This window comes from Amycolatopsis solani, from assembly GCF_033441515.1.
GTDB classification, from domain to species: Bacteria; Actinomycetota; Actinomycetes; order Mycobacteriales; family Pseudonocardiaceae; genus Amycolatopsis; species Amycolatopsis solani.
Map to the genome: position 1 here is coordinate 2,337,490 of NZ_JAWQJT010000003.1, position 23,626 is coordinate 2,361,115.

The window sequence follows — 23,626 nt, forward strand, 5'->3', positions numbered from 1 at the left end:
CGACAGCGTGAGCGGCTTCAACCTGCGATTCCTCGGCCATTCGACCGTCCGGCTGGAACTCGGTGGCCGGGTCGTGCTGACCGACCCGGTGCTCACCGCGCGCGTCGGCGGGCTCACCCGGGTCGTCCCGCCGCCACCGCCGGAGAGCTACGCCGGCGTCGACCTCGTGCTGCTCTCCCACCTGCACGGCGACCACCTCCACCCGCCCTCGCTCAAGCTGCTCGGCCGGGACACCCGCGTCGTCGTCCCGAAAGGCGCCGGGAGCTGGCTCGCCAAGAAGGGCTTCCGGCGCGTCGAAGAGATCGCGCCCGGCGAGACCCTGACCGACGGCGGGCTGACCGTCACGGCCACCGAAGCCGTCCATTCCGGGCACCGGTGGGGGCCGCGGCTCACCCACGGCCCGCAGAGCCCCGCCGTCGGGCACCTGGTCAAGGCCGCGGGCACGACGGTCTACAACGCGGGCGACACCGACCTCTTCGCCGGGATGGCGGCCTTCGGCCCGGTCGACGTCGCCCTGCTGCCGGTCTGGGGCTGGGGGCCGAACCTCGGGCCCGGCCACCTGGACCCGGCCCGCGCCGCGAAGGCCGCCGAACTCGTCCGGGCCCGCGCCGCCGTGCCCGTGCACTGGGGCACCCTCGCCGTGCCGGGGCTGCGGCGGACCGCCCGGATGCGCCGGCTGCTCGCCGACCCGCCGCGGGTGTTCGCGGCCGAAGTGCGCAAGCACGGCATCGCCACCGAAGTCCTGTTCACCGAGCCCGGCGCCGAAGTCGTGCTCCCGGCGCGTGAGGACCGCGCGTGAACTGGACCGACCCGGCCTCGCTGGGCTACCCGGCGGTGTTCGGCGGCGTGCTGCTCGGCTCGATCATCCCGATCGTGCCCACCGGCGCGGTGGTCGGCGCCGCGGCCGCCGTCGCCACCACCACCGACCACCTTTCGCTGCCGCTGGTGATCGTCCTTTCCGTCCTCGGCGCGTACGTCGGCGACGTCGTGACGTTCGGGATCCCGCGCCTGGGCAGCGAAGCCGCGTTCCGCTGGATCAGCCGCCGCCAGCCCGCCGAACGGCTCGAGAAGGCCCGCGACCAGTTCACCCGCCGCGGCTGGCAGCTCATCGTGATCGGCAGGCTCGTCCCGGCCGGCCGGATCCCGGTGCTGCTGGCGGCGGCCGCGCTGAGCTACCCGTGGCGGCGCCTGCTGCCCGCCGCGCTCGTCGCGTGCGTGCTCTGGGCGACCGCGTACAGCCTGCTCGGCATCCTCAGCGGCGGCATCTTCGACTCCCCGCTCATCGCGACGCTGCTGGCGACGGTGCTCGTCCTGCTGGTCACCGTGGCGCTGAACCTGATCTCCCGGTGGCGGCGCAAGACCAAGGAGCGAGTGTGACGACGACCGCGCCCAAGGGCAGGCTGCTGCGCGGTGGCCGCGCCGTCGCCCGGATCCTGCTGGTCTGGGCCGCGGTGACCGGCGCGCTGCGGCTGCTCGACGTCCTCCTGCCCGGCTTCCGGATGACGCACTGGTGGCAGCCGACGGTGTGCGCGCTGCTGCTCGGCCTGCTCGCCGGCGTCGCCTGGCCGCTCGTCATGCGCATCGCCTACCCGCTGGCGTTCTTCACCTTCGGTCTCTCCGGGTTCCTGCTGCTCGGCGCCGGGACGCTCGCCGTGTTCCACACCGTGCCCGGCGTCGAGATCGACGGCTTCCGGACCGCGGTGCTCGTCACCGTCGCCATGGCCGGGGTGGGCGCGCTCATCTCCGCCGGGCTGGCCATCGACGAGGACGAGATCTTCTTCCGCCGCGCGAACCGCCGCCGCCGTCGTCACGCCGCCACGCCCGGCGACGCCGGTCAGCCGCCCGGCGTGGTGTTCCTGCAGATCGACGGCCTCGGCTTCGACACCGTCCGCCGCGCGATCCGCGACGGCGACATGCCGACGTTCGCCGCTTGGCTCGCCGAGGACAGCCACGCGCTGACGCCGTGGCACACCGACTGGAGCTCGCAGACCGGCGCGAGCGTCTGCGGCATCCTGCACGGCTCCAACCACGACATCCTCGGCTTCCGCTGGTACGAAAAGGACCGTGACCACGTGATGGCGTGCGCGCACCCGACCGACGCGGCCGAGATCGAGCGGCGCCACTCCGACGGGCACGGCCTGCTGTCGGGCGGCGGGGCGAGCCACGGGAACCTGTTCTCCGGCGACGCCGACCACGTCAGCCTCACCATGAGCTCGATCCCGGTGCTGGTGCCGAAGAAACTGTTGCGCCGTCGTCGCGACCGGCTCGGCGCGGGCTACTACGCCTACTTCGCGAACCCGATCAACGCGCTGCGGACGTTCGTCGTCGCGCTCGCCGACGTCTTCCGCGAGATCAGCGCGTCGGTCCGCCAACGCCGCGCGGGTGTCGTGCCGCGGGTCCCGCGCGGCGGCTGGTACCCCCTCGCGCGGCCGGGCACGACGGTGATCGCGCGCGACGTCGTCGTGTCGGCGATCCTCGGCGACATGCTCGCCGGCCGCCCGGTGGTGTACGCGGACTTCCTCGGCTACGACGAAGTCGCGCACCACTCCGGCATCGAGCGCTTCGACACGCTGTCGGTGCTGCGCTCGATCGACCAGCAGATCGCGCGGCTGCACCGGGCTTCGCGGCTCGCCCCGCGCCGCTACCACGTCGTCGCGTTGTCGGACCACGGCCAGACGCAGGGCCAGGCGTTCTCGCAGCGCTTCGGCGAGACGATCGAGGCGTACGTCGGACGGCTGTGCGGCGGCTCGCCCCCGGCGTCCGCGGGCAAGCGGCGCCAGGCCGAGAGCTGGCAGATCAACGCGGCGCTGGCGGAGGCGACGAAGAGCGGCGGCCTGATCGCGCGCCGGCTGCGGGCCCGGGTGGAGAACGCGGAGTGCGCCGGAGACCGCCCGCGCACGACGTCCGGCTCCCCCGGCGCGGTCACCCGGGTCGCGCCGGGCGTGGTCGCGGTCGTGTCCGGGCACGTCGCGATGGTGTCGTTCACCGAGCACGAAGGCCGCGTCGAGCTGGAGACGATCGAGCGCGAGTTCCCCGACCTGCTGCCGTCGCTGGTGGACCACCCCGGCGTCGGGTTCCTGCTGGTCCGCAGCCGCGAATTCGGCCCGGTGGTGCTGGGCCGCGACGGACTGCACCGGCTCGCGACGGGCGTCGTCATCGGCGAGGACCCGCTGCCGCCGTACGGCCCGCACGCGGCGGACCTGATCCGGCGCGTCGACACGTTCCCGCACTGCGCGGACATCATGATCAACAGCCGCTACGACCCGGAGTCGGACCAGGCGTCCCCGTTCGAGACGCACGTCGGTTCGCACGGCGGACTCGGCGGCCCGCAACAACGCGGCTTCGTCGTCCACCCGCGCGAATTCGGCTTCCCCGGCGCGGTCGTCGGCGCGGAGGCCCTGCACCGCGTGTTCCGGGGGTGGCTCACGGAACTGGGCCACCCCGCGCCCGTTCCCGCCGAAGTTTCGGAGGTAGTTTCGTGAGTCTGACGGTGTACGGCGCATCCTGGTGCCCGGACGTCAAGCGCAGCCGCGCTTTGCTCGACGGACTCGGCATCGAGTATTCCTATGTGGACGTCGAGGCCGACGCGGCCGCGGAAGCGCGGGTCCGCGAACTGCAGAACGGCGCGCGCCGCATCCCCACGATCGTCTGGGCCGACGGCACGTTCCTAGTCGAGCCGTCCGACGACGAGCTGAGCGCGCGGTTGTGAAGCTGCTGCGCGAGCTGCCATTGGGCACGCGGGTCGTGGTCCGGTACCGCGTCGAGGGCGGCTTCACCGACGCCCTGGGCGACCTGGCGGCGCGGGATCTCACGACGTGCACGGTGGAAACCCGGCGCGGCCCGGTGGTGGTGCCGTTCTCGGCGGTCACCCTCGCCAAACCCGTCCCACCGCCCCCGGCACGCCGCTCGCGGTTCGAGGCACTGGTGGCCGAAGCCGACACAGTTTCCGTGGACGGCTGGGACTTCTCGTGGCTCGACGGCCGCGCCACGGAGGCCCGCCCCTCGTGGGGCTACCAGCGCCTGCTGGCCGACCGCCTCGCCGCCGTCGAATCGGCCCTCGACCTGGAAACCGGCGGCGGCGAAGTCCTCGACGGTTGCCCCACGCTCCCGCCGTTGACGGTCGCAACGGAGTCCTGGCCGCCGAATGTCGCACGCGCGTCGGCCCGCCTGCGTCCACGCGGGGTCGCCGTGGTGTCCACTTCGGACTTCCCGTTCGCGGACGACGTGTTCGACCTGGTCTCCAGCCGCCACCCGGTGACGACCTCGTGGCCGGACATCGCCCGCGTCCTGCGTCCCGGAGGCACGTACTTCTCCCAGCAGGTCGGCCCGGCGAGCGTGTTCGAGCTGGTGGAGTTCTTCCTTGGGGAGCAACCCTTTTCGTCCCGCGACAGCCGCAACCCGTCCCACGCGGCCGCAGCGGCGACGGCGGCGGGCTTCGAGGTCGTCGACCTGCGTTCGGAGTCCCTGCGCACGGAGTTCTTCGACATCGGCGCGGTGGTTTACTTCCTGCGCAAGGTGATCTGGATGGTGCCGGGGTTCACGGTGGAGCAGTACTTGCCGAAGTTGAGGGAGCTGCACGAGCTGATCGAGCGGGACGGGCCGTTCGTCGCGCATACGACCCGGTTCTTGATCGAAGCCCACCTGATCGAGTGATGAACAGGTGTTCGTATTGGCGGTAATCTCGGGGTGTGGACAGACAAGCGGTGTGGCAAGCGGACGCGGAGGCCTTGGCCGACCGCCTCCGCTCCCTGCTCACCGTCGTCCGCTCCGCTGAGGCCGAAATCGGTGCACTGCTGGTGGAAATCGAGTCCCGCGGTGTGCAGGAACTGTTCGGCTACCGTTCGGTGGCGCGGTTGTTCGAGCACCTCGCCGACGTCCCCCGCGCGGCCGCCGAACGTACTGTCACCCGCGCCCACGCCCTGCACCCCAGCCGTTCTCTCGATGCCGGTCCCGCCCTGGCCCCCGCCACCGCCGTGGCCGCTGCCTCCGGCGGGTTGAGCACCCCGATGATCGACACGATCGTCGAGACGTTGACCCGGATCCCGGTCGAGCACCGCGAGAGCGCCGAAGCGGATCTGCTCACCTTCGCCGCCGACGCCGGCCACAAACAGGTCGCCGCCCTCGGCGCCCGCATCATCGCCCACCTCGACCCCGACGGCGCCCCGCCTCTGGACACCGACCCGGTCACCCCCGCCCGCGAACTCTCCCTACGTCGCAAACGCACCGGAACATGGGAGCTGTCGGGCCGCTTCGACGACGAGACCGGCACCCGCGCCCACGCCCTGCTCGACGCGTTGGCCGAGCGCCGCACCACCCCCGACGAGGGTCCCGACCTGCGCTCCCCGCAGGAACGCTACGGCGACGCGTTCTCCGACGCGGTGGACTTGGCCCTCAACGCCCCGGACCTGCCGATGCAGGCCGGGGAACGCGCCCACGTGCTGGTGGCGGTGTCCCTGGCCGACCTGCAGTCCGGTCTCGGCACCGCGACCTTGGGCGACACCGGCCGGATCTCCGCGGCCGAGGCCCGCGTCCACGCCTGCGACTGCAAACTGATCCCCGCCGTCCTCGGCGCCCAAAGCGAACCCCTCGATGTGGGCCGAGCCCGCCGCCTGATCACCCCCGGCCTACGCCGCGCGTTGTTCCTGCGCGACCGCGGCTGCGCCTTCCCTGGCTGCCATCGCCCACCCCGGCACTGCCAGGGTCACCACATCCGCCACTGGGCCGACGGCGGCCCGACGGAGCTGGCTAACCTGGTCCTGCTCTGCGCCCATCACCACCGGTTGCTGCACCGTTCGGGCTGGCAGGTCCGCATCGCCGCGGATGGTCACCCGGAGTTCCTCCCGCCGATGTTCTTGGACAAGCGTCGAAAACCCAGGCGCAACAACCTGCACCAGCCGCTGCCCTTCGCAGCCTGACCACTCTCGAATAAGGGTAAGGCCCGCAGCCACCGGCTCCGGGCCTACACCCACGCCCCCGTTTCGGCGGCCCACTCGCCGCCCCGCCCCGCCTCCGCCTCCGGCACCGGCTCCAGCCTCCGGCCCCGGCCCCAACTCCCGTTTCCGGGCCGCCACCGCCACCGGCCCACCCCAAGGTCCCGGACCTACATCCGCGTCAATATGCGGGCGCCCACATACCCACCCCACTCGCCTCCGGCCCCAACCCACGCCCCGCGCACCGGCACCGGCACCGGCACCGGCCAAATTTCCGGACCTACACCCTCGTCAACGTTGGGCGCCCACATACCCGCCCGCTCGCCTCCGGCCCCCGCCTCAGCCCCCGCCCCGGTCCCGACCGCTGTCCCGCCCCGCTGGCCTCCGGCCCCAAGCCGCGGCCACCGGCCCCGGCTCCAGCCCCGACTCCAGCCCCGGCTCCGGCTCCGGCTCCGGCCCACCCAAAGCCCCGGGCGGCTATCCCGCCCCGCGCAGCGCTCGCGATCCGAGCCCGCGTCCCACATTCGGTCGCCAATGTCCCAGTCCCACGCGCCTCCACCATCGGCCCACACACCGAACCCCGAGGCGGGGCAGTCCCGCTCCGCACAGCCCCTCTCGCCGGGAGCCCGCACCCCACCGGCCGCCGTCGCCCCACCCGGCCCCCAATGCAGAAACCCCGCCGCCCCCGCCAAGTCCCAAGCCGACGGCCGTCCTCGATGAAAGCCTCGCCATCAGCGGTCAAAGCGCCCGAGCGATCGCCGCCTCCACGCCGTCCAGCAGCAGTTCCACCCCCGCCTCGAACGACAACCGCGCTTCCCTCTCCAGGTACGGCTCCTCCGTCTCCGACGGCTCGTACTCCACCCGCGCCACCGTCGGAAACCGCGAAGTCAAGTCCGGCACCAACTCCCCCAACAACGCCGAGCGCGCATACCACCAATCCTCCTCAGACTGCCCCGTCTCAGCCGCCGCCTGCCGAGACTCCGCCGCCGCCTGGACCGAGCCCCTCACGATGTTGAACAGCGCCGACACCACCCAGCGAACCCGAGACAGCGGCAAGCCCGTCAACGCCAGCACCGACAACAACGTCTCCTGAACGTGGAACTCCCCCGGGCCCAGCACCGGGCGAGCCGGGGACACCTGCAGCAGCCAGGGGTGCCGCAAATGCAGTTCCCACAACGCATCAGCCAGCGCCAACGCCGCCGCACGCCAGCCCGAAGCCGACGGGTACGACGAAGGCAGCTCCGCCAGGGTGCGGTCGTACATCAAATCAACCAGCTCGGTCTTGCCCGGAACATACGTATACAACGCCATCGCCGTCCGGCCGAGGCGCTCGCCGACCGAGCGCATCGACAGGGCCGGCATGCCCTCGGCGTCCGCTATCTCGATCGCCGCCGACACGATCGCCTCGACGGACAGGCCCGGTTTGGGGCCCGGGCCGGTGCGCGGGGCGCCCAGCCGCGGGCCCCACAGCAGTTCCATGGAGCGGCGGGCGTCGCCCTGACCCGCGAAGACGACCACCTTGCCGACTCCTTACGCCATAAAGTAATGTACCGAAGAATCACTTTACAGCCTAAAGCATCGAGAAGGACGGTATGACTTCACCCAGGCGGGCCGCCGACACCCACGACGTGATCGAGGTCCGGGGAGCCCGGGAGAACAACCTGACCGGCATCGACCTGGACATCCCGAAGCGGCGGCTCACGGTGTTCACCGGTGTGTCCGGCTCCGGCAAGTCGTCGCTGGTCTTCGGCACCATCGCGGCCGAATCCCAGCGGCTGATCAACGAGACCTACAGCGCTTTCCTCCAGTCGTTCATGCCGAGCCTGTCGCGCCCGGACGTCGACCTGCTGGAAAACCTCAGCGCGGCCATCGTCGTCGACCAGGAACGCATGGGCGCCAACTCGCGCTCGACCGTCGGCACCGCGACCGACGCCTACGCGATGCTGCGGATCGCCTTCTCCCGGCTCGGCGAGCCGTACGTCGGCACGTCCGGCGCCTTCAGCTTCAACCTTCCCGAAGGCATGTGCCCGGCCTGCGAGGGCCTCGGCCGGGTGTCCGACCTCGACGTGGACGCCCTGCTCGACTTCGACCTCTCCCTGCACGAAGGCGCGATCCAGGTCCCGGGCTTCACCCCGGACACGTGGTACGTGCAGACCTACCTCTCCTCCGGCTTCTACGACCCCGACGCCAAGATCCGCGACTTCACGCCGGAGCAGCTCGACGCCCTGCTGCACAAGGACTCCTGCAAAGTCAAGGTCGGCAAGACCAACGTGACCTACGAAGGCCTCGCGGTGAAGGTCCGGCGGCTCTACCTGCACAAGGACGTCGAGTCGCTGCAGCCGAAGCTGCGCGCGTTCATCGAGAAGGCCGCCACCTTCAAGACCTGCGACGAGTGCGGTGGCGCCCGGCTGAACCAGGCCTCGCTCTCGGCGAAGATCGACGGCAAGAACATCGCCGACTGCGCCGCCCTGCAGATCAGCGACCTCGCCGACTTCGTGCGGAGCCTCGACGCGCCGTCGATCCGGCCGCTGCTGGGCAACCTGCGCGACACGCTCGACTCGCTGGTCGAGATCGGCCTCGGCTACCTCTCGCTCGACCGCGAATCCGCGACGCTCTCCGGTGGCGAGGCGCAGCGCGTGAAGATGGTGCGCCACCTCGGTTCCAGCCTCACCGACGTCACCTACGTCTTCGACGAGCCGACCGTCGGGCTGCACCCGCACGACATCGAGCGGATGAACAACCTGCTGCTCTGCCTGCGGGACAAGGGGAACACGATCCTGGTCGTCGAGCACAAGCCGGAGACGATCCGGATCGCCGACCACGTCGTCGACCTCGGGCCCGGCGCGGGCACCGACGGCGGGCGGCTCTGCTACACCGGCGACCTCGACGGCTTGCGCGCGTCCGGCACGCTCACCGGGCGCCACCTCGACCACCGCGTCACGCTGCGGGAACAGCCGCGCCGGCCCACCGGGCACGTCAAGATCACCGGCGCGAAGCTGCACAACCTGCGTGACGTCAGCGTGGACGTCCCGCTCGGCGTCCTGACCGTCGTGACCGGGGTCGCCGGGTCCGGGAAGAGCTCGCTGATCCACGGCTCGCTCGCCCACCGCGACGACGTCGTCGTGGTCGACCAGTCCGCGATCCGCGGGTCGCGCCGGTCCAACCCGGCCACCTACACCGGCCTGCTCGACCCGATCCGCGCCGCCTTCGCCAAGGCCAACGGCGTCAAGGCGAGCCTGTTCAGCGCCAACTCCGAAGGCGCCTGCCCGAAGTGCAAGGGCCTCGGCGTGATCTACACCGACCTCGCGATGATGGCCGGCGTCGCGTCCGTCTGCGAAGAGTGCGAGGGGCGGCGGTTCACGCCGCAGGTGCTGACGTACGAGCTGCGGGACAAGAACATCAGCGAGGTCTTCGGGATGTCCGTCGCCGAGGCGCGCGAGTTCTTCGACGGCGGCACCGCGCGGACGGTGCTCGACCGCCTCGCCGACGTCGGTCTCGGCTACCTGACGCTCGGCCAGCCGCTCACGACGCTGTCCGGCGGCGAACGGCAGCGGCTCAAGCTGGCGATCCGGATGGCCGAGAAGGGCTCGACCTACATCCTCGACGAGCCGACCACCGGCTTGCACCTCGCCGACGTCGACCAGCTGCTCGCGTTGCTGGACCGGATCGTCGACGCGGGCAACACGGTGATCGTGATCGAGCACCACCAGGCCGTGATGGCGCACGCCGACTGGCTGATCGACCTCGGCCCCGGCGCCGGGCACGACGGCGGGCGTGTGGTGTTCACCGGAACACCCGCCGAGCTGGTCGAAACCGCGTCCACCCTGACCGCCCGACACCTGCGCGAATACCTGGGGAAGCCGTGAACGCGACCGGACTGCTCGAAGTGACCGCGGTGCACCGGCCGACGCCGCGCACGGTCCGCGTCACCTTCACCGGCGAGGGCCTCGGCGAGCTGCCCGCGTGGCCGGACCAGCAGCTCAAGCTCCTGGTCCCGCCGCCGGGCCGTCCGGTCCGGCTGCCCGCGGCCGGCGGCGACGTCCTGCGCTGGTACCAGGCGTACCTCGAGATCCCCGAGGCCGAGCGGCCGGTGATGCGCAGCTACACGGTGCGCGACCGCGGCCGGGACACGATCGACGTCGAGTTCGTGCTGCACCCCGGCGCGGTGGGCCCGGCGACGGAGTGGGCCCGGTCCGCGGCTCCCGGCCAGGTCCTCGGCCGCTACGGCCCGGACGAGGCCTACCGCCGTCCGGTACCGACGGCGGACACGGTGCTGCTCGCCGGGGACGAGACGGCGCTGCCCGCGATCGCCACCCTGCTGTCCGAAGTGGACAACGCGCTGGTGTTCGTCGAGGTGGCGGACGCGGCCGAGGAGCAGGCGCTGCCGAACGTCCGGTGGGTGCACCGCGACGGCGCCGAGCACGGGGCCAAGCTGGTGGAATCGGTGCGTGAAGCGGTTTGGCCACAAGGACAGGTAGCGGCATGGCTGGCCGGCGAGGCGTCGACGGTCCGCGCCCTGCGGCGGCACCTCGTCGGCCGGGGCATCGACAAGAGCGCCATCGAATTCACCGGCTACTGGCGGCGCAAGCTCACCCAGGACGACGCCCCGACCCCGGACGACCTGGCCGACGCGCGGGAGAAGCTCGGCTGAGCCGCGTCACCAGGTGACCGGCAAGCTGTGCACCCCGTACACCAGCATGTCGTCCTTGAACGCCAGCTCTTCAACCGGCACCGCGAGCCGCAACTCCGGGATGCGGCGGTACAGCGTCCCGTAGACCACCTGCAGCTCCACCCGCGCCAGCGTCTGGCCGAGGCACTGGTGCACGCCGTAGCCGAAGGCGACGTGGTGGCGGGCCTCGCGGGTCACGTCGAGCCGGTCGGCGTGCTCGAACACCGTTTCGTCGCGGTTCGCGACGTCGCCGGCCGCGATGATGCCTTCGCCCGCGCGGATGACCTCGCCACCGACTTCGATGTCTTCGGTCGCGACGCGGCGGCGCCCGGTGTGCGTGATGTTCAAGTAGCGCAACAGCTCTTCGACCGCGCGGCGCAGCAGGTCAGCGTCGCCGTCGCGCACCAGCGCCAGCTGGTCCGGGTGCTCCAGCAGCGCGACCGTGCCGAGGGCGATCATGTTCGCCGTCGTCTCGTGGCCCGCGACCAGCAGCAGCTGGCCCATGGACGCGACCTCTTCGGCGGTCATCCGGCCGGTCGCGTACTGCGTCACCGCCAGCTTGCTCAGCACGTCGTCGCCCGGCGCCGCGGCCTTCCGCTCGACCAGACCACCGAGGTACGCCAGCAGTTCTTCGGTGGCCTGCAACGCTTCCGCCGGGGTCGCCGTGGTCGAAACCATCACCTTCGTGATGTCCTGGAACAGTTCCCGGTCCTCGTACGGCACGCCGAGCAGCTCGCAGATCACCAGCGACGGCACCGGCAGCGCGAACGCCGTCACCAGGTCGACCGGCTTCGGGCCGGCCAGCAGCCCGTCGACGAGGCCGTCGACGATGCGCTGGATCGCCGGGCGCAGCGCCTCCATCTTCTTGACCAGGAAGTCGCCGGTCAGCAGCTTGCGCTGCGCCGCGTGCTCGGCGCCGTCCATGGTGATGAACGACTTCGCGCGGTGGCGCCGGGCGGCCGACGCCGCGGTCTGGTGCGGGTAGCCGGGCCGGTCCGAGTCGGCGCTGACCCGCGTGTCGCGCAGCAGCGAGCGCACGTCGTCGTAGCGCGTGACCAGCCACGGCGTCTCGCCGTTCCACAGGCGCACGCGGGAAACCGGCGGCAGCTCGCCGAGTTCGGCGGGCGGGTCGAAGGGACACCGCCGGGTCATCGGAAACGCGGGCACGCCGTCCACCGGATACCTCCCGAAGCTGCCGGAAATTTACATAGCCATGCTAAGCATCTTCCGGCCGCCCCGCCACAGGTCCGATCAGGCGAACACCAGCGAAACCAACTCGTCCACGAACGGCTCCACCAGCTCAGCGCCGGTCCGGTTGAGCGCGCTGTGGAACAACGCGACCCGCCCGTGCGCGCCGACGAACACCACCGCCGCCGCACGGCCCGGGGTGACGCGGAGCTCGTGGCCCGCCTCGACGCAGCGCTCGAAGCCCGCCGTCAGCCGATCGATCACGTCGAGGAGCGGGCCTTTCGGCCGCGTACCGGCCTCGAGCTCGGAGGCGCCGTTCGCCAGCATCAGGCGGTAGTGCCCCGGATTCCGCATCGCGAAGGCGCAGTAGGCGTGAATCTGTGCGCGGATGCGCCCGACGGCATCGGTTTCCCCGACCGACTCCTCGGCCACGCGCATCGATTCGGCGAGCCGTGCGTATTCGTGATCGAGGAGCCCGCGCACCAATTCCGCACGATCGGAGAAATGCTGGTAGATGCTCGCCGGGGCGATGCCGACGGCCCGCGCCACACCGCGGATCGTCAGCCCGTCCTCGCCGCCGAGCTCGGCGAGCAAGCGGCCGGCCGCTTCGAGGATTTCCCCGCGCAGCCGTTCGCCTTCGCCCCAGCGGTTCCTCGTTCGGCCGATTCCGGCCGCGACGTTCTCCGGCACCCGCACATTAATACGCCCGGGTTGATCGGCCCGGCATTCCGGGGTGCCGGAAACCGCATTCCGAATGGTCAGGAAACCAGCGCCGGGTACAGCCCCGGGAGTTCGCCGGCCAGCCCGGCGCGGACGTTCCGGCTGAGGTCGTCGGCGAGCACCTCGAACCGGCCCGCTTCGACGCCGTCGAGCGCGAGCCCGGCCACGAACGCCGGGTCGATCTTCGGGCCGTCGACGTGCTTGGCCATGTCGGTGTCCATGTAGCCGACGTGCAGCGCGGTCACCTGCGTCTTCTGCGGCGCGAGCTCCAGGCGCAGCGCGTTGGTCAGCGACCAGGCCGCCGCCTTCGCCGCGGAGTACGCCGCGACCTGCGGTGCGGTGAACCACGAAAGCACCGACAGGACGTTGAGGACCGCGCCGCCGCCGTTGCGCGCCAGGATCGGCGCGAACTCGCGCGTCACGGCCAGCGTGCCGAAGTAGTGCGTGTCCATCTCCAGCCGGATGTCGTCCAGCGACCCGCCGAGCAGCGACGCCCCGGTCGACGAACCGGCGTTGTTGACCAGCAGCGTGACGTCGCCGGCGGCCGCGGCGGCTTCGCGGATCGACGCCGGATCGGTCACGTCGAGCCGCAGCGGGACCACGCCCGGCAGGTCGACCGACTCCGGGTTCCGCGCGGCGGCGTAGACCTTGGCCGCCCCGCGCTCGAGCAACGCGGCGGCGAACTGACGGCCGAGCCCGCGGTTCGCTCCGGTGACCAGCACCACCGCACCCTTGATGTCCATGGCGAACTCCTCTCGCACCTGGCTTGCTCGTTGCAAGCTAGCTGCGGCCGACTGTACGGCGTAGACTTGCTCCAAGCAAGCCAGGTAGGAGGGATCACACCATGAGCCGCCGGACCACCTGGGAGGAGAACTCCTGCCCGATCGCCCGCGCCGCCGACGTCCTCGGCGAGCCGTGGACGTTGCTGATCCTGCGCAACGCGACCGCGGGCACCACCCGCTTCGAAGACTTCCGGAGCCAGCTCTGCATCGCCGACAACGTGCTGACGACCCGGCTGGCGAAGCTCGTCGAGCGCGGCCTGCTGACGAAGCTCCCCTACCGCGACGGCGGCCGCACCCGCCACGAGTACCGCCTGACCCAGGCCGGTTCGGACGCGCTGCCGGTGCTGCACGCCCTCGGCGCGTGGGGTGACGCGCACACTTCGGCCAAGAGCGCGTACGGCCCGATGCAGCTGGTGCACGCCGGCTGCGGGCAGCTCACCCGGCCGGGCGAGAAGTGCGACAACTGCGGAGAAGCGCTGGTCAGGGACGATCTGGCGTGGCGCGGATCCTGGCTCAGCCGGGGCGAGATCCCGCTGGCCGACCCCGTCGGCTGAGCCGGACGGCGCATCCTGGTATGCACGATCGTGCATGTCAAGACTCCGCGATGGTTGGTAATTCACCGTTCGCAGCGCAGTACGAAAGTCGGGTCACAAGAGCCCGGGGATTCCGTAAGTTCGACACCCAGCGCGCGCAAACCCGGCAAATTCCCCACGGCAAGGAGTCCCGATGTCCCGGAAGTACCTGCTGCCCGGTGCCGCCGTCGCACTGGCGATGATCGCGACCCCGCTGACGGCCGGCCCGGCCTTCGCAGCTCCGGAAGCGGCCACGGTCGTCTACTACGACACCTCGGACGCCCCCACCTTCCGCGACGTGATCAACGCGGGCGCGGCGAACTGGAACGCGGCGGTCTCGAACGTCAAGCTCGAGGAAAGCTCCTCGGGCGCGTCGCTGCACTACACGGAGGGCAACGACCCGCGCGGCTCGTACGCCCAGACCGACGGCCACGGCAGCGGCACGATCTTCATCGACTACACCCAGGCCGAGCAGTACAACCAGACCCGCATCGCGGCCCACGAGACCGGCCACGCGCTGGGCCTCCCGGACCACTACGAGGGCCCGTGCTCGGAACTGATGTCGGGCGGCGGCCCCGGCCCGTCCTGCACCAACGCGAACCCGAACTCCGAAGAGTCCTCGCAGGTGGAATCCCTGTGGGCCAACGGTTTCGCGGGCGCCCGCAAGGCGCCGACCCGCGTCTACGAGGTGACGATGCCGGTCAAGTGACCAGCGTCTGACGTCGTCGGGGGAGGCCGCACCGGGTACGCCCGGTGCGGCCTTCGTGTGTCACAGCCGCGACAGCAGCCTGTCCCGCGCCACCTCGAGGTGGTCCGTCATCGCCTTCCTGGCCGCCGCCGCGTTGCCCGCCACCAGGGCGTCCACGATCGCCCGGTGCTCGGTGATCGTCTGCTCGCCGAACGGCTGGTTGTAGTTCAGGCGGAAGAAGTGCAGGTGGCAGTGGGTGCGGGCGAACGCCTGCTCGACCGCCGCGTTGCCGGCCAGGCGCAGGATCAGCTCGTGGAGCCGCTGGTCGTGCGCGGTCAGCGCCTTGTAGTCCTTGTACGCGTCTTCCGCCGGGACCGCCGGGCACGTCGCCAGTTCCGCTTCCAACGCCGCCACATGAGCGTCCGACATCGCGGCCGCCGCCAGGGCCGCCGAGGGCGGCTCCAGCAGCAGGCGCAGCGCGTACATGTCGTCGACTTCCTTGCGGTCCAGCAGTTCCGTGACGCGGTAGCCGCGCAGCGGGAGCCTGCTGACCAGCTCCTCCGACTCGAGCCGGGCCAGCGCCTCGCGGACCGGGGTGCCCGAGACGCCGAGCTCGCGGGCGATCTCGTCGATGTTGACCCGCGCGCCCGGCTCGATGCCGTCGTTCATGATCAGCGCCCGGATCTGCTCGTAGACGCCGTCGGCCAGCACCTGCCTGCCCGGCAGGGCCTCGAGCCGCCGTTCGCCCGTCATCGATCCCCTCTCGATCGTCGGTCCAGGTTACTGCCCGGCGGGTTCGAGCAGCGGGCCGAACGCGTCGAGCACCGCACGCAGGTCGTCGGCTCCCCCGGCTTCGTGGCCGTTGTAGTCCCAGACGCCGATCTCCTTCGGACCCCGGTAGGCGTGGTAGGCGCCGAAGACGGTCGAGGGCGGCACGATGCCGTCCATCAGCCCGGCGCTGAACCAGGCGGGCGCCTCGGCGCGCGCGGCGAACCCGATCCCGTCGAAGTAGGCCAGCACCGCGAAGACCCGCTCGACGGCGTCCCGGCGGTCGGCCAGGTAGCGCGACAGCTCGACGTACGGGCGTTCGCCGCCGATCAGGCTCGCGCGCCGGAAGTCGCACAGGAACGGCGCCTGCGCGTGCAGCGCCGCGACGTCCGGCACCAGTCCCGCGGTGGCCAGCGCGATGCCGCCGCCCTGGCTGTTGCCGAGCACCGCGACCCGCGCCGGGTCGACTCCGGGGAGCGTGCGCACGGCGTCGACCGCCCGGACCGCGTCGGTGAAGATCCGCCGGTAGACGTAGGTTTCGCGGCTCTCGATGCCGCGGGTCAGGTGCCCCGGGTAGGCGGGCCCGCTGCCGGCCGGGTCCGGCGTCACCCCGCCCTGGCCGCGGATGTCGACCTGCAGGTGCGCGTACCCGGCGGACGCCCAGTGCAGCTCCTGGAGCGCACTTCCCCGGCTACCGCCGTAGCCGTGGAACTGGACGATCGCGGGCCGCGGCCCGGTCGCGCCGCGGGGCCGTCGCAGCCAGGCGCGGATCGGGTGGCCGCCGAACCCGGCGAACGTCACGTCGAACACGTCCAGCGTGCGCAGCGGCGTCTCGACCGGCGTCACGCGCACGTCGATGTCGTGCCCGCGTGCTTCGGTCAGCGTCGAGGCCCAGAAGGCGTCGAAGTCCGCAGGTGCCCGGTAGTCGCTGCGGTACGCCCACAGCGCTTCACGGCCGAGGTCGGTCAGCATCAGAGTCCTTTCAGGACGGTCGATTCGCCGGCCCGCAGCCGCAGCTCGGTTTCGCGGCCGCGGTAGCGCACCCGGACCGGCTCGGCCGGGTTGCCGGAGAGCCGCCGGACGACGGCGTACCGCAGTTCGCCGTCGCGCCACTCGAGGTCGACCGCGAGCCCGCCGCGGCAGTGCAGGCCGCCGGCCTCGCCGTCCCGCCAGTCCGCCGGCAACGCGGGCAGCAGCGAGAGCACGTCGTTCTGGCTCTGCACCAGCAGTTCCGCCAGCCCGGCCGGGAAGCCGTAGTTGCCGTCGATCTGGAACGGCGGGTGCGTGCTGAACAGGTTGGGCAGCAGCCCGCCCCACTCGGAGCCGTCGACCGGGGCGTCGCGGTGGCGGTCGCCGGTGAACGGCCGGGTCGCCTCGCTCAGCAGTTTCCGCGCGGTCTCGCCGTCGCCGAGCCGGGCGCGCAGCGCGATCTTCCAGGCCCAGGACCAGCCCATCGCACCCGGCCCCCGCCGGTCCAGCACGCGCCGGGCCGCTTCCACCAGCTCCGGGGTATCGAGCTGCCCCAGTGGGTACAACGCGACCAGGTGGGACAGGTGCCGGTGGGCCGGGTCCGCTTCGGGCCGGTCTTCGGCCCACTCCCCCAGCCGCCCATCGGGCAGCACGGGCAGCGGGCGCAGCCGGGGCAGCGCGGCCTCGATCTCGGTGCACACCGGGTCGTAGCCGCCGAGCGTCTCCACGGCGGCGAGACTCCGCTCGAACACCGCGCGGATCAGGACGAGGTCCATGGTCGCCGAATACGTGAGCGACTCCTTCGTCCCAGCGTCCGAAAGGAACAGGTTCTCCGGTGACGTCGACGGGCAGGTGTCGAGGAAACCGTCGTGCTCCACCAGCCAGTCCAGGCAGAATTCGGCGCAGCCGCGCAGCAACGGCCACGCCGTCCGTTCGAGGAAGGCGCGGTCGCGCGTGAAGTCGTAGTGGTCCCAGGCGTGCTGGACCAGCCACGCGCCGCCCAGCTGCCACAGCGCCCACGACGGGTTGCCGTGGCCCATCCCGGCCGGCAGCGCCCAGCCCCACGGGTCGGTGTTGTGGTGGGTGACCCAGCCGCGGCAGCCGTACAGTTCGCGCGCGACGCCGGCGCCGGTGACCGCGAGCTTGCCGAGCAGGTCGAACAGCGGCTGGTGGCACTCGCCGAGCCCGGTCGTCTCGGCGGCCCAGTAGTTCATCTGCGTGTTGATGTTGACCGTGTAGTTCGACGACCAGGCCGGGCGGAGGTCGTCGTTCCAGATGCCCGACAGGTTCGCCGGGGGCGCGCCGGGCCGGGACGCACTCGCCAGGAGGTAGCGCCCGTACTGGAAGAGCACGGTCGCGGTGAGCTGGTCGTCCACCCCGGACAGGAGTTCCGCGACGTCGTGGGTGCCGCCCCGCCGCTCGCCGATCCGCACCGTCGCTGCCGCCAGCAGGGGCCGCAGATCGGCTTCGTGCGCTCGCCCCAGCTCGGCGGCTCCGGTCGCGACGGCCTGCTCGGCGAAGACCGCCGCGCGCCGCCGGTGCTCCTCGCGGGTGTGCTGCCGGTCGCCGATCCAGGCGTCGTACGCGCTGGTCGAACTGGCCAGGACGACCAAGACGGCGGTTTCGGTCCGGGCGACCCGGACGGAGACCGCGCCGAACGGGTCGTACCCCTCGGCGGTCCCGTACCGCAGCGGTTCCGCCACCTGCGGTTCGTGCCTTGGCGCACCGTCGATCGGGATCTCGATGCCCAGGTCCAGGCCGTCGCGCGAGACCTCGCGCAGCCGTGTCGACAGAGCGACGTCGACCTCGGTCCAGCCGGAAAGCGCGACGCACAGAACCTGCGCCGGACGGCTCACCCAGGTCGTGCGCACGACGTCTTGGCCGTCGATGGTCAGCCGCTCGGTCGCGACGCCGCTGTCCAGGTTCAGCGTCCGGCCGTGCGAGGTGCCATCGGGCAGCGTCAGCCAGAGGTCGACGTAGGGCAGGAACTCCTGGCTGTACGGGCCTTCGAACGCCATCAGGAGTTCTTCGGCCCGCCGGAAGTCCTTTGCGAACACGGCTTCCCGCACCTCGGCGAGCTGCTCCGGCCCGGCGTCCAGGTCCGCCAGCGCGGCGGCCGGGCCGCCGGGCGTGCCGGACCACACGGTGGCGTCGTTGACCTGGATCCGCGTGCGGCCGGTGCCCCCGAAGACCATCGCGCCGAGCCGGCCGTTGCCGAGCGGCATCGCCTCGGTCCAGTCGGTCGCCGGACGCGGCCAGGAGAGCAGGAGATCGCCCCGCCTAGACGGTGATCTTGTCGACGTCGTAGACATAGCCTGCCTGGTTGCCGATCTGGACGGTGTTGGCCCCGGCCCGCAGGTACACCGGGACGGTGACGCTCTGCGGCGTGTTCCAGTCGTTGTCGTTGCTCCCGTCGACCGGCAGCGGGAACGAGGTGCCGTTCACGGTGACGATGCCGGTCCGGCTGGAGTCACCGTCCACGTAGGACAGCCGCAGGAGGTAGGTGCCCGCCTGCGGCACGGTCACCGCCGGCAGCACGACGTAGCCGCTGCCGCCGAGGTAGCCGACCTTCTTGCCGCCCGAGCAGGCGCAGTCGTAGACGGTCGCGCCGCCTTGGGGGCTGCCGTTCTCGGCCTCGTAGGCCTTGGGCCCGTCGGCGGCGGGTGTCGTCACGCTGATCTTCTTGCTGGGCGCGGACGAGCGACCCGGCCACTGGTTCGCGACCACCGTGAAGTCGTACGCGGTCGACGGCTTGAGGCCGGTGACCGTGGCGCCGGGGCCGGTCGACGTGGTGACCTTGCGGCCGTTCACGAGGACGTCGTAGTTCTGCGCGCCCTTGGAGGCGTCCCAGGCCAGGGAGACGCTGGTGCCGGTGGCCGCGGTGCCGTGCACGACGGCCGGGGCGGCCAGGGCGTTGCGGTCGCGCGGGGTGACCTTGAACAGCCGGGACCCGTGCGCCGGCAGGTCGGCCGAAGCGGTGCCGACGTTCTTGTGCGCCCAGAGGTCGCGGATCTCGACCGGGCCGCCGATGCCGAGCTGCGCGAAGTCCGCGCCGACGCGGGCGGGCGTGGCGGCGAGGTTGAACAGCGCGACCGTGTAGCTGCCGTCGGCGTTGCGGTTGTACCAGACCTGCTGGTCGGTCGTCCGGCTCACCGGCTTGGCCGGGACGCCGGCCTGGTTGACCGCGATGACCTCGTCGTTGGTGAGCAGCTCGACGCCGTAGTCGTCGAGCTGGGTCAGGTCGTCGCCGATGTAGAGCGGCGCGGCTTCGATGGCCCACAGCGTCAGGTAACTCTGGCGCTCGGCTTCGGTGAGCCCGTCCATCTTGCCGCTGCCGACGTCGACGGAGTCGAGGTTGTTCCAGTGCCCGGGCCCGGCGTCGGGGATCCACTGCACGACGTCGTTCCAGCGCTGCTTGACCGAGTTGTCCCAGGTGACCAGGGTGTCGCAGTAGCACTCGACGTCGGTGTCGACGCGCCAGCCGTTGGTGTTCGCCTTCCAGACGTCGGCTTGGCGGTGGCTGAGCGCCCAGGAGACGACGAACTCCATCGGGCGGCCGGTCTTGGCGATCGCCTGGTGCCACGCCTCGACGTCGGTGGTGTTGGTGTAGTTCTCGCCGCCCTTGAAGGAGCCGGGGCCGACGCCGTCGAGCTTGAGGAAGTCGACGCCCCAGCCGGCCAGCAGCTTCGCCACGGAGTCCACATAGGACTGCGCGCACGGGTTCGCGAAGTCGATCTTGTAGGCGGAGTCCCAGCCGTTGGTCTTGCGCAGGTCCGGGTAGACGAGGTCCCCGGTGTGGCAGTCCGCAGTGCCCGCGATGGGCGACTTGCCGTCGTTGTAAGCCTTCAGATCCAGGCCGACGGCGAGGTAGGAGCCGAGCTTGAGGCCCTTGCGGTGGACGTAGTCGGCGACGTACTTCATGCCGTCCGGGAACGTCGCGGGGTTGACGACCGGGCGGGCGTACTCGTCGAAGCCGCTTGCCCAGCCCGCGTCGATGTTGACGTAGGTGTAGCCGTGCTGCTTGAACTTCGCGGCGAGGACGTCGGCCTGCTGGAGGACGTGGGCCTCGGTGAGCCAGCTGGCCGGGCCGGTCGGGTTGACGCCGGGGTAGTTCGTCGACTCGAGGCTCCAGCTGCTCCAGCCCAGGTACGGCTTCTGCGCGACGGGCTGCTGCTCTTCGGCTGCCGTGGCTTGGGGAGCCGTGAGCAGGCCCGCGAGCACCGTCAGGCCGGCGAGGGCACCCAGTGCCCGTCTGCCGCGTGCGGCCATGACCACTCCTTCGAGGTCGGGTACGTCAGACATCGGAGGACCACGGCGTTCTCGTACGCGACCGTGGATCCTATAGGATCGACGGTTGCCGATTCTGGCTGGTCCAGCTCATCGATGTCAATGCTCCGGCAGGACAAAGATCGGACGAATCTGGGATTGTCGGGGGTGGTGGCTAGGTTCGGGGCATGCTGACCACGCTGGCCGTTTCGAACTACCGCTCGCTGCGCGACCTCGTGCTGCCGCTGTCCGGCTTGACCGTGGTCACCGGCCCGAACGGCAGCGGCAAGTCGAGCCTCTACCGCGCGTTGCGCCTGCTGGCCGACGCGTCCCGCAACGGCGCGGTGGCGGCGCTGGCCCGCGAAGGCGGTCTGCCGTCGACGTTGTGGGCCGGCCCGGAAACGGTCGGCCGCGCGGTGCGCGAAGGCCGCGCCCCGGTCCAGGGCACGGTCCGGTCGAAGGCGGTCGGCCTCCGCCTGGGTTTCGCGGGCGACGAGTTCGGCTACGCGCTCGACCTCGGCCTGCCGGTGCCGGCCGAGACGGTGTTCAACCTGGACCCGGAGTTCAAGCGCGAAGCGGTGTGGGCGGGCCCGGTCCTCCGGCCGGGTGCGTTGCTCGCCGACCGGGCCGGCCCGACGGTCCGCACCCGGGTCGCGTCCGGCGCGTGGGGCGAGGAGCGGTTCGACATCCGGCTGTCGGACAGCATGCTGAGCGAGTTCGCGGACCCGCGCGCGTGTCCGGAACTGCTGGTCCTGCGCGAGCGCATCCGTTCGTGGCGCTTCTACGACCACTTCCGCACGGACGCGGCGGCCCCGGCCCGCCAATCCCGGCCGGGCACCCGCACGTTCGTCCTGTCGAACGACGGCGCCGACCTGGCGGCGGCCCTGCAGACGATCATCGAAGCGGGCCGCGCCCCGGACCTGGAATCCCTGGTGGACGCGGCCTTCCCCGGCTCACGCCTGTCGGTGGTCCCGACGGACGAGACACTGTCCCTCCGCTTCCACCAGCACGGCTTGCTGCGCCCGCTGTCGGCGGCGGAGCTGTCGGACGGAACGCTCCGGTACCTGCTGTGGGTGGCGGCCCTCCTGACCCCGCGGCCCCCGGAGTTGCTGGTGCTGAACGAACCTGAGACGTCACTGCACCCGGACTTGCTGCCGGCGTTGGCGGCGTTGATCGCCACGGCGGCGAAGGAGACCCAGGTACTGGTGGTCTCGCACGCGGCTGCGCTGATCCGGGCGCTGGCCGAGGTGACGGAGGTGGGGATGGTGGAGCTGGAGAAGGAGTACGGGGAGACGAAGCTGGTGGGGCAAGGGAGGTTGGACCGCCCTTCGTGGCACTGGCCGGCGCGCTGACACTGCTCGCGGCCCGACCAGCTCGGCAAAGGTCTTGAATGACTCATTCAGGACCTCCCAAGACCTGAATGACTCATTCAAGACGCCACCGCAAGCCGGAGTTCCGGGCCAGCTGGTGCGTGACCGGGGCCGTCGCGCCTTGCTGATCACTCCGGCAGCCAGTCCAGGAAACCATCAGCGGCCAGCCGGGAGACCGCCTCCGCCACCGAGTCCGGCTCGGACGACGGGAGGACCAGCAAGTTCTCCGCGTAGAAGCGCGTCGGCCGGGGGTGGTTGCCGAACCAATGGGTGGTTTCGAGGTCCGCCCACCCGAGTGCGACCGCCAGCTCCTCCGGCGAGTACACCCGCAGGGGGAACCGCCGGTCGCCGCAGCGCAGGTCACCGTCCGACAGGGACCACTCGCCCGCGGGTGCGGTCGCGAGCGAAAGCAGCCAGTCGAACCGGCCCTCCGCCGCCAGGCGGGCGATCTCCTCCTCCGCCGCCTCGCGCGTCACTTCCGGTACCACCACGACGTTCACGTCGTAGTACAGCTCGTCCTCGGCGACCTGGACGATCCGGGTCGGGTCGAACAGCATCATCGGGAACCGCCGGTCGCCGAACGCCAGCTGCGCGTGCAGGACCACGCCGCGGGAGGACGCCTCCGCCCAGTCGAGCCGGTCGAAACCCGCCGGGGTGCGCAGCTCCCACATCAGCGGCCCCGGGTGCTTTCCCGGATCTCCAGTGCGAACGGCGTCTGGATGTCCTGGGCCGGCAACGCCTTGTCCCCCGTGATCCGCCGGTTCACCAGGTCGATCGCCGCCTCCGCGAGTGCCGCCTTGTCCGGGGCGATCGTCGTCAGCGATGGCAACGAAAACGCGCTCTCTTCGTTGTTGTCGAAGCCCACGATGGCCACGTCCTCCGGCACCCGCAGGCCCAGCTCCGCCACCGCTCGCATCGCGCCGATCGCCAGCAGGTCGTTGAAGCAGAACACCGCGTCGGGCGGGGCGGGCAGCGCCAGCAGGGCCTTCATCGCCGCCGAGCCGACCGAGCGGTGCCACTTCTCCGCCGGCGCCACCAGTTCGTCCGAAAAGGACAGACCGGCGGCCGACAAGCCCGAGCGGTAGCCCGCCAGGCGCTGGGAAGACGTGCCACGGGCGGGATTGCGCCCGATGGCCGCGATCCGCGTCCGCCCCAGGGACGCCAGGTGGGACACCGCCGTGTGGGCGGCCAGGACGTTGTCGATCGCCACGTGGTCGATCGGGACGTCCACCGCGTGCTCGCCCAGCATCACCAGCGGGATCTCGCCCGGGGACGGGAAGTCCGCCGCCTCCAAGGCTTCCGGGTGCACCAGCGCGCCGTCGACCAGGTGCGGGCCCAGCGAGGACAACGTCTCGCGCTCGCGCGACCGGGTGCCCTGGGTCTGTTCGATCAAGACACTCCAGCCGCGCTTCTGGGCCGCCGTGATGACCAGGCCGGCCAGCTCGCCGAAGTACGGGATCGACAGCTCCGGCACCATCAGCGCCAGGAACCCCGTGCGGCCGCGACGCAAGTTCCGGGCCCCGACGTTGGGCCGGTACCCCGTCGCCGCCAGGGCTTCCTCCACCCGCCGCCGGTTTTCCGGCTTGACGAAGGCGTAGCCGTTCACGACGTTCGACACCGTCTTCACCGATACTCCGGCTAACGTGGCGACGTCCTTGAGCGTCACGGTCACGGGCGGCTCCTTCTCAGGTGTTGAGCACGCAG

At 71.4% G+C, this 23,626-nt stretch carries 21 protein-coding genes and 1 pseudogene; 12 read left to right on the plus strand and 10 right to left on the minus strand.

What is annotated here, in order from left to right; translation table 11 throughout:
• Positions 1–7: 7 nt before the first annotated feature.
• From SD460_RS43480 to SD460_RS43510, 7 genes and pseudogenes are all read left to right on the plus strand, one after another.
• Positions 8–799, plus strand: coding sequence for an MBL fold metallo-hydrolase (locus SD460_RS43480; RefSeq protein ID WP_290062207.1), 792 nt, complete (start codon positions 8–10; stop codon positions 797–799).
• Positions 796–1,377: a DedA family protein gene (locus SD460_RS43485; RefSeq protein WP_290062206.1), complete on the plus strand. Its 582-nt coding sequence runs from the start codon at positions 796–798 to the stop codon at positions 1,375–1,377. Before SD460_RS43480 ends, SD460_RS43485 begins: the two co-directional genes overlap by 4 nt.
• Positions 1,374–3,482 carry a phage holin family protein gene (locus SD460_RS43490; protein WP_290062205.1) on the plus strand — a complete coding sequence of 703 codons (2,109 nt, stop codon included), beginning with the start codon at positions 1,374–1,376 and terminating at the stop codon, positions 3,480–3,482. Before SD460_RS43485 ends, SD460_RS43490 begins: the two co-directional genes overlap by 4 nt.
• Positions 3,479–3,709: a glutaredoxin domain-containing protein gene (locus tag SD460_RS43495; protein WP_290062204.1), complete on the plus strand. Its 231-nt coding sequence runs from the start codon at positions 3,479–3,481 to the stop codon at positions 3,707–3,709. Before SD460_RS43490 ends, SD460_RS43495 begins: the two co-directional genes overlap by 4 nt.
• Positions 3,706–3,909: pseudogene (locus SD460_RS43500) on the plus strand (putative acetyltransferase); the annotation flags it as partial. The gene SD460_RS43495 and the pseudogene SD460_RS43500, both read left to right, overlap by 4 nt.
• A 12-nt stretch (positions 3,910–3,921) precedes the next feature.
• On the plus strand, positions 3,922–4,653 hold the full coding sequence (locus tag SD460_RS43505) for a methyltransferase domain-containing protein (RefSeq protein ID WP_290062211.1): 732 nt from the start codon (positions 3,922–3,924) through the stop codon (positions 4,651–4,653).
• Between the two features lie 35 nt (positions 4,654–4,688).
• The gene (locus SD460_RS43510) at positions 4,689–5,915 is read left to right on the plus strand and encodes an HNH endonuclease signature motif containing protein (RefSeq protein WP_318307662.1); all 1,227 of its coding nucleotides are present in this window, start codon (positions 4,689–4,691) and stop codon (positions 5,913–5,915) included.
• 753 nt (positions 5,916–6,668) lie between these two features.
• Here the strand turns inward: SD460_RS43510 and SD460_RS43515 are convergent.
• Positions 6,669–7,448 carry a TetR/AcrR family transcriptional regulator gene (locus SD460_RS43515; protein ID WP_290062959.1) on the minus strand — a complete coding sequence of 260 codons (780 nt, stop codon included), beginning with the start codon at positions 7,446–7,448 and terminating at the stop codon, positions 6,669–6,671.
• 74 nt (positions 7,449–7,522) lie between these two features.
• On the opposite strand from SD460_RS43515, the gene SD460_RS43520 reads away from it, so the two are divergent.
• A complete protein-coding gene (locus tag SD460_RS43520) occupies positions 7,523–9,796 on the plus strand; it encodes an ATP-binding cassette domain-containing protein (RefSeq protein ID WP_318307663.1) in 2,274 nt (757 codons plus the stop codon).
• Complete coding sequence (locus SD460_RS43525) at positions 9,793–10,581, plus strand: siderophore-interacting protein (RefSeq protein ID WP_290057627.1); 789 nt, start codon at positions 9,793–9,795, stop codon at positions 10,579–10,581. Before SD460_RS43520 ends, SD460_RS43525 begins: the two co-directional genes overlap by 4 nt.
• A gap of 6 nt (positions 10,582–10,587) precedes the next feature.
• On the opposite strand, the gene SD460_RS43530 is transcribed toward SD460_RS43525, so the two are convergent.
• The 3 genes from SD460_RS43530 to SD460_RS43540 form a co-directional block, all read right to left on the minus strand.
• On the minus strand, positions 10,588–11,751 hold the full coding sequence (locus SD460_RS43530; protein ID WP_290057652.1) for a cytochrome P450: 1,164 nt from the start codon (positions 11,749–11,751) through the stop codon (positions 10,588–10,590).
• 99 nt (positions 11,752–11,850) lie between these two features.
• Positions 11,851–12,414, minus strand: coding sequence for a TetR/AcrR family transcriptional regulator (locus SD460_RS43535; protein ID WP_318307693.1), 564 nt, complete (start codon positions 12,412–12,414; stop codon positions 11,851–11,853).
• A gap of 131 nt (positions 12,415–12,545) precedes the next feature.
• Positions 12,546–13,250: an SDR family oxidoreductase gene (locus SD460_RS43540; protein ID WP_290057629.1), complete on the minus strand. Its 705-nt coding sequence runs from the start codon at positions 13,248–13,250 to the stop codon at positions 12,546–12,548.
• A gap of 101 nt (positions 13,251–13,351) precedes the next feature.
• Between SD460_RS43540 and SD460_RS43545 the strand changes: the two genes are divergently transcribed.
• A complete protein-coding gene (locus tag SD460_RS43545) occupies positions 13,352–13,843 on the plus strand; it encodes a winged helix-turn-helix transcriptional regulator (RefSeq protein WP_290057630.1) in 492 nt (163 codons plus the stop codon).
• Positions 13,844–14,015: 172 nt separating this feature from the next.
• Positions 14,016–14,570, plus strand: coding sequence for a snapalysin family zinc-dependent metalloprotease (locus tag SD460_RS43550; RefSeq protein ID WP_290057631.1), 555 nt, complete (start codon positions 14,016–14,018; stop codon positions 14,568–14,570).
• 60 nt (positions 14,571–14,630) lie between these two features.
• Here SD460_RS43550 and SD460_RS43555 read toward each other — a convergent pair whose 3' ends face one another.
• Genes SD460_RS43555 through SD460_RS43570 form a run of 4 tightly spaced genes read right to left on the minus strand, consistent with a single transcriptional unit; the run spans position 14,631 to position 20,555 of the window.
• Positions 14,631–15,302 (minus strand): GntR family transcriptional regulator, encoded by a 672-nt coding sequence (locus SD460_RS43555; protein ID WP_290057632.1) that lies wholly within the window; start codon positions 15,300–15,302, stop codon positions 14,631–14,633.
• Between the two features lie 27 nt (positions 15,303–15,329).
• Positions 15,330–16,289, minus strand: a complete 960-nt coding sequence (locus tag SD460_RS43560) for an acetylxylan esterase (protein ID WP_290057633.1) — start codon at positions 16,287–16,289, stop codon at positions 15,330–15,332.
• Positions 16,289–18,598, minus strand: coding sequence for a glycosyl hydrolase family 95 catalytic domain-containing protein (locus SD460_RS43565; RefSeq protein WP_290057634.1), 2,310 nt, complete (start codon positions 18,596–18,598; stop codon positions 16,289–16,291). Before SD460_RS43565 ends, SD460_RS43560 begins: the two co-directional genes overlap by 1 nt.
• The gene (locus SD460_RS43570) at positions 18,567–20,555 is read right to left on the minus strand and encodes a CBM35 domain-containing protein (protein WP_290057635.1); all 1,989 of its coding nucleotides are present in this window, start codon (positions 20,553–20,555) and stop codon (positions 18,567–18,569) included. Before SD460_RS43570 ends, SD460_RS43565 begins: the two co-directional genes overlap by 32 nt.
• A gap of 185 nt (positions 20,556–20,740) precedes the next feature.
• Here SD460_RS43570 and SD460_RS43575 point away from each other — a divergent pair, with 185 nt between their 5' ends.
• On the plus strand, positions 20,741–21,904 hold the full coding sequence (locus tag SD460_RS43575; protein WP_290057636.1) for an AAA family ATPase: 1,164 nt from the start codon (positions 20,741–20,743) through the stop codon (positions 21,902–21,904).
• Positions 21,905–22,050: 146 nt separating this feature from the next.
• Here the strand turns inward: SD460_RS43575 and SD460_RS43580 are convergent, their stop codons facing one another.
• Positions 22,051–22,593, minus strand: coding sequence for a hypothetical protein (locus SD460_RS43580; protein WP_290057637.1), 543 nt, complete (start codon positions 22,591–22,593; stop codon positions 22,051–22,053).
• Entirely contained in the window at positions 22,593–23,594 is a 1,002-nt protein-coding gene (locus tag SD460_RS43585) for a LacI family DNA-binding transcriptional regulator (RefSeq protein ID WP_290057638.1), read from the minus strand. Before SD460_RS43585 ends, SD460_RS43580 begins: the two co-directional genes overlap by 1 nt.
• Between the last annotated feature and the right edge of the window lie 32 nt (positions 23,595–23,626).

Coding starts and splice junctions, on each gene's coding strand:
- SD460_RS43520 (WP_318307663.1), top strand. CDS start 7,523: ATGACTTCACCCAGGCGGGCCGCCGACACCCACGACGTGATCGAGGTC.
- SD460_RS43530 (WP_290057652.1), bottom strand. CDS start 11,751: ATGACCCGGCGGTGTCCCTTCGACCCGCCCGCCGAACTCGGCGAGCTG.
- SD460_RS43540 (WP_290057629.1), bottom strand. CDS start 13,250: ATGGACATCAAGGGTGCGGTGGTGCTGGTCACCGGAGCGAACCGCGGG.
- SD460_RS43545 (WP_290057630.1), top strand. CDS start 13,352: ATGAGCCGCCGGACCACCTGGGAGGAGAACTCCTGCCCGATCGCCCGC.
- SD460_RS43550 (WP_290057631.1), top strand. CDS start 14,016: ATGTCCCGGAAGTACCTGCTGCCCGGTGCCGCCGTCGCACTGGCGATG.
- SD460_RS43555 (WP_290057632.1), bottom strand. CDS start 15,302: ATGACGGGCGAACGGCGGCTCGAGGCCCTGCCGGGCAGGCAGGTGCTG.
- SD460_RS43560 (WP_290057633.1), bottom strand. CDS start 16,289: ATGCTGACCGACCTCGGCCGTGAAGCGCTGTGGGCGTACCGCAGCGAC.
- SD460_RS43565 (WP_290057634.1), bottom strand. CDS start 18,598: ATGTCTACGACGTCGACAAGATCACCGTCTAGGCGGGGCGATCTCCTG.
- SD460_RS43570 (WP_290057635.1), bottom strand. CDS start 20,555: ATGGCCGCACGCGGCAGACGGGCACTGGGTGCCCTCGCCGGCCTGACG.
- SD460_RS43575 (WP_290057636.1), top strand. CDS start 20,741: ATGCTGACCACGCTGGCCGTTTCGAACTACCGCTCGCTGCGCGACCTC.
- SD460_RS43580 (WP_290057637.1), bottom strand. CDS start 22,593: ATGTGGGAGCTGCGCACCCCGGCGGGTTTCGACCGGCTCGACTGGGCG.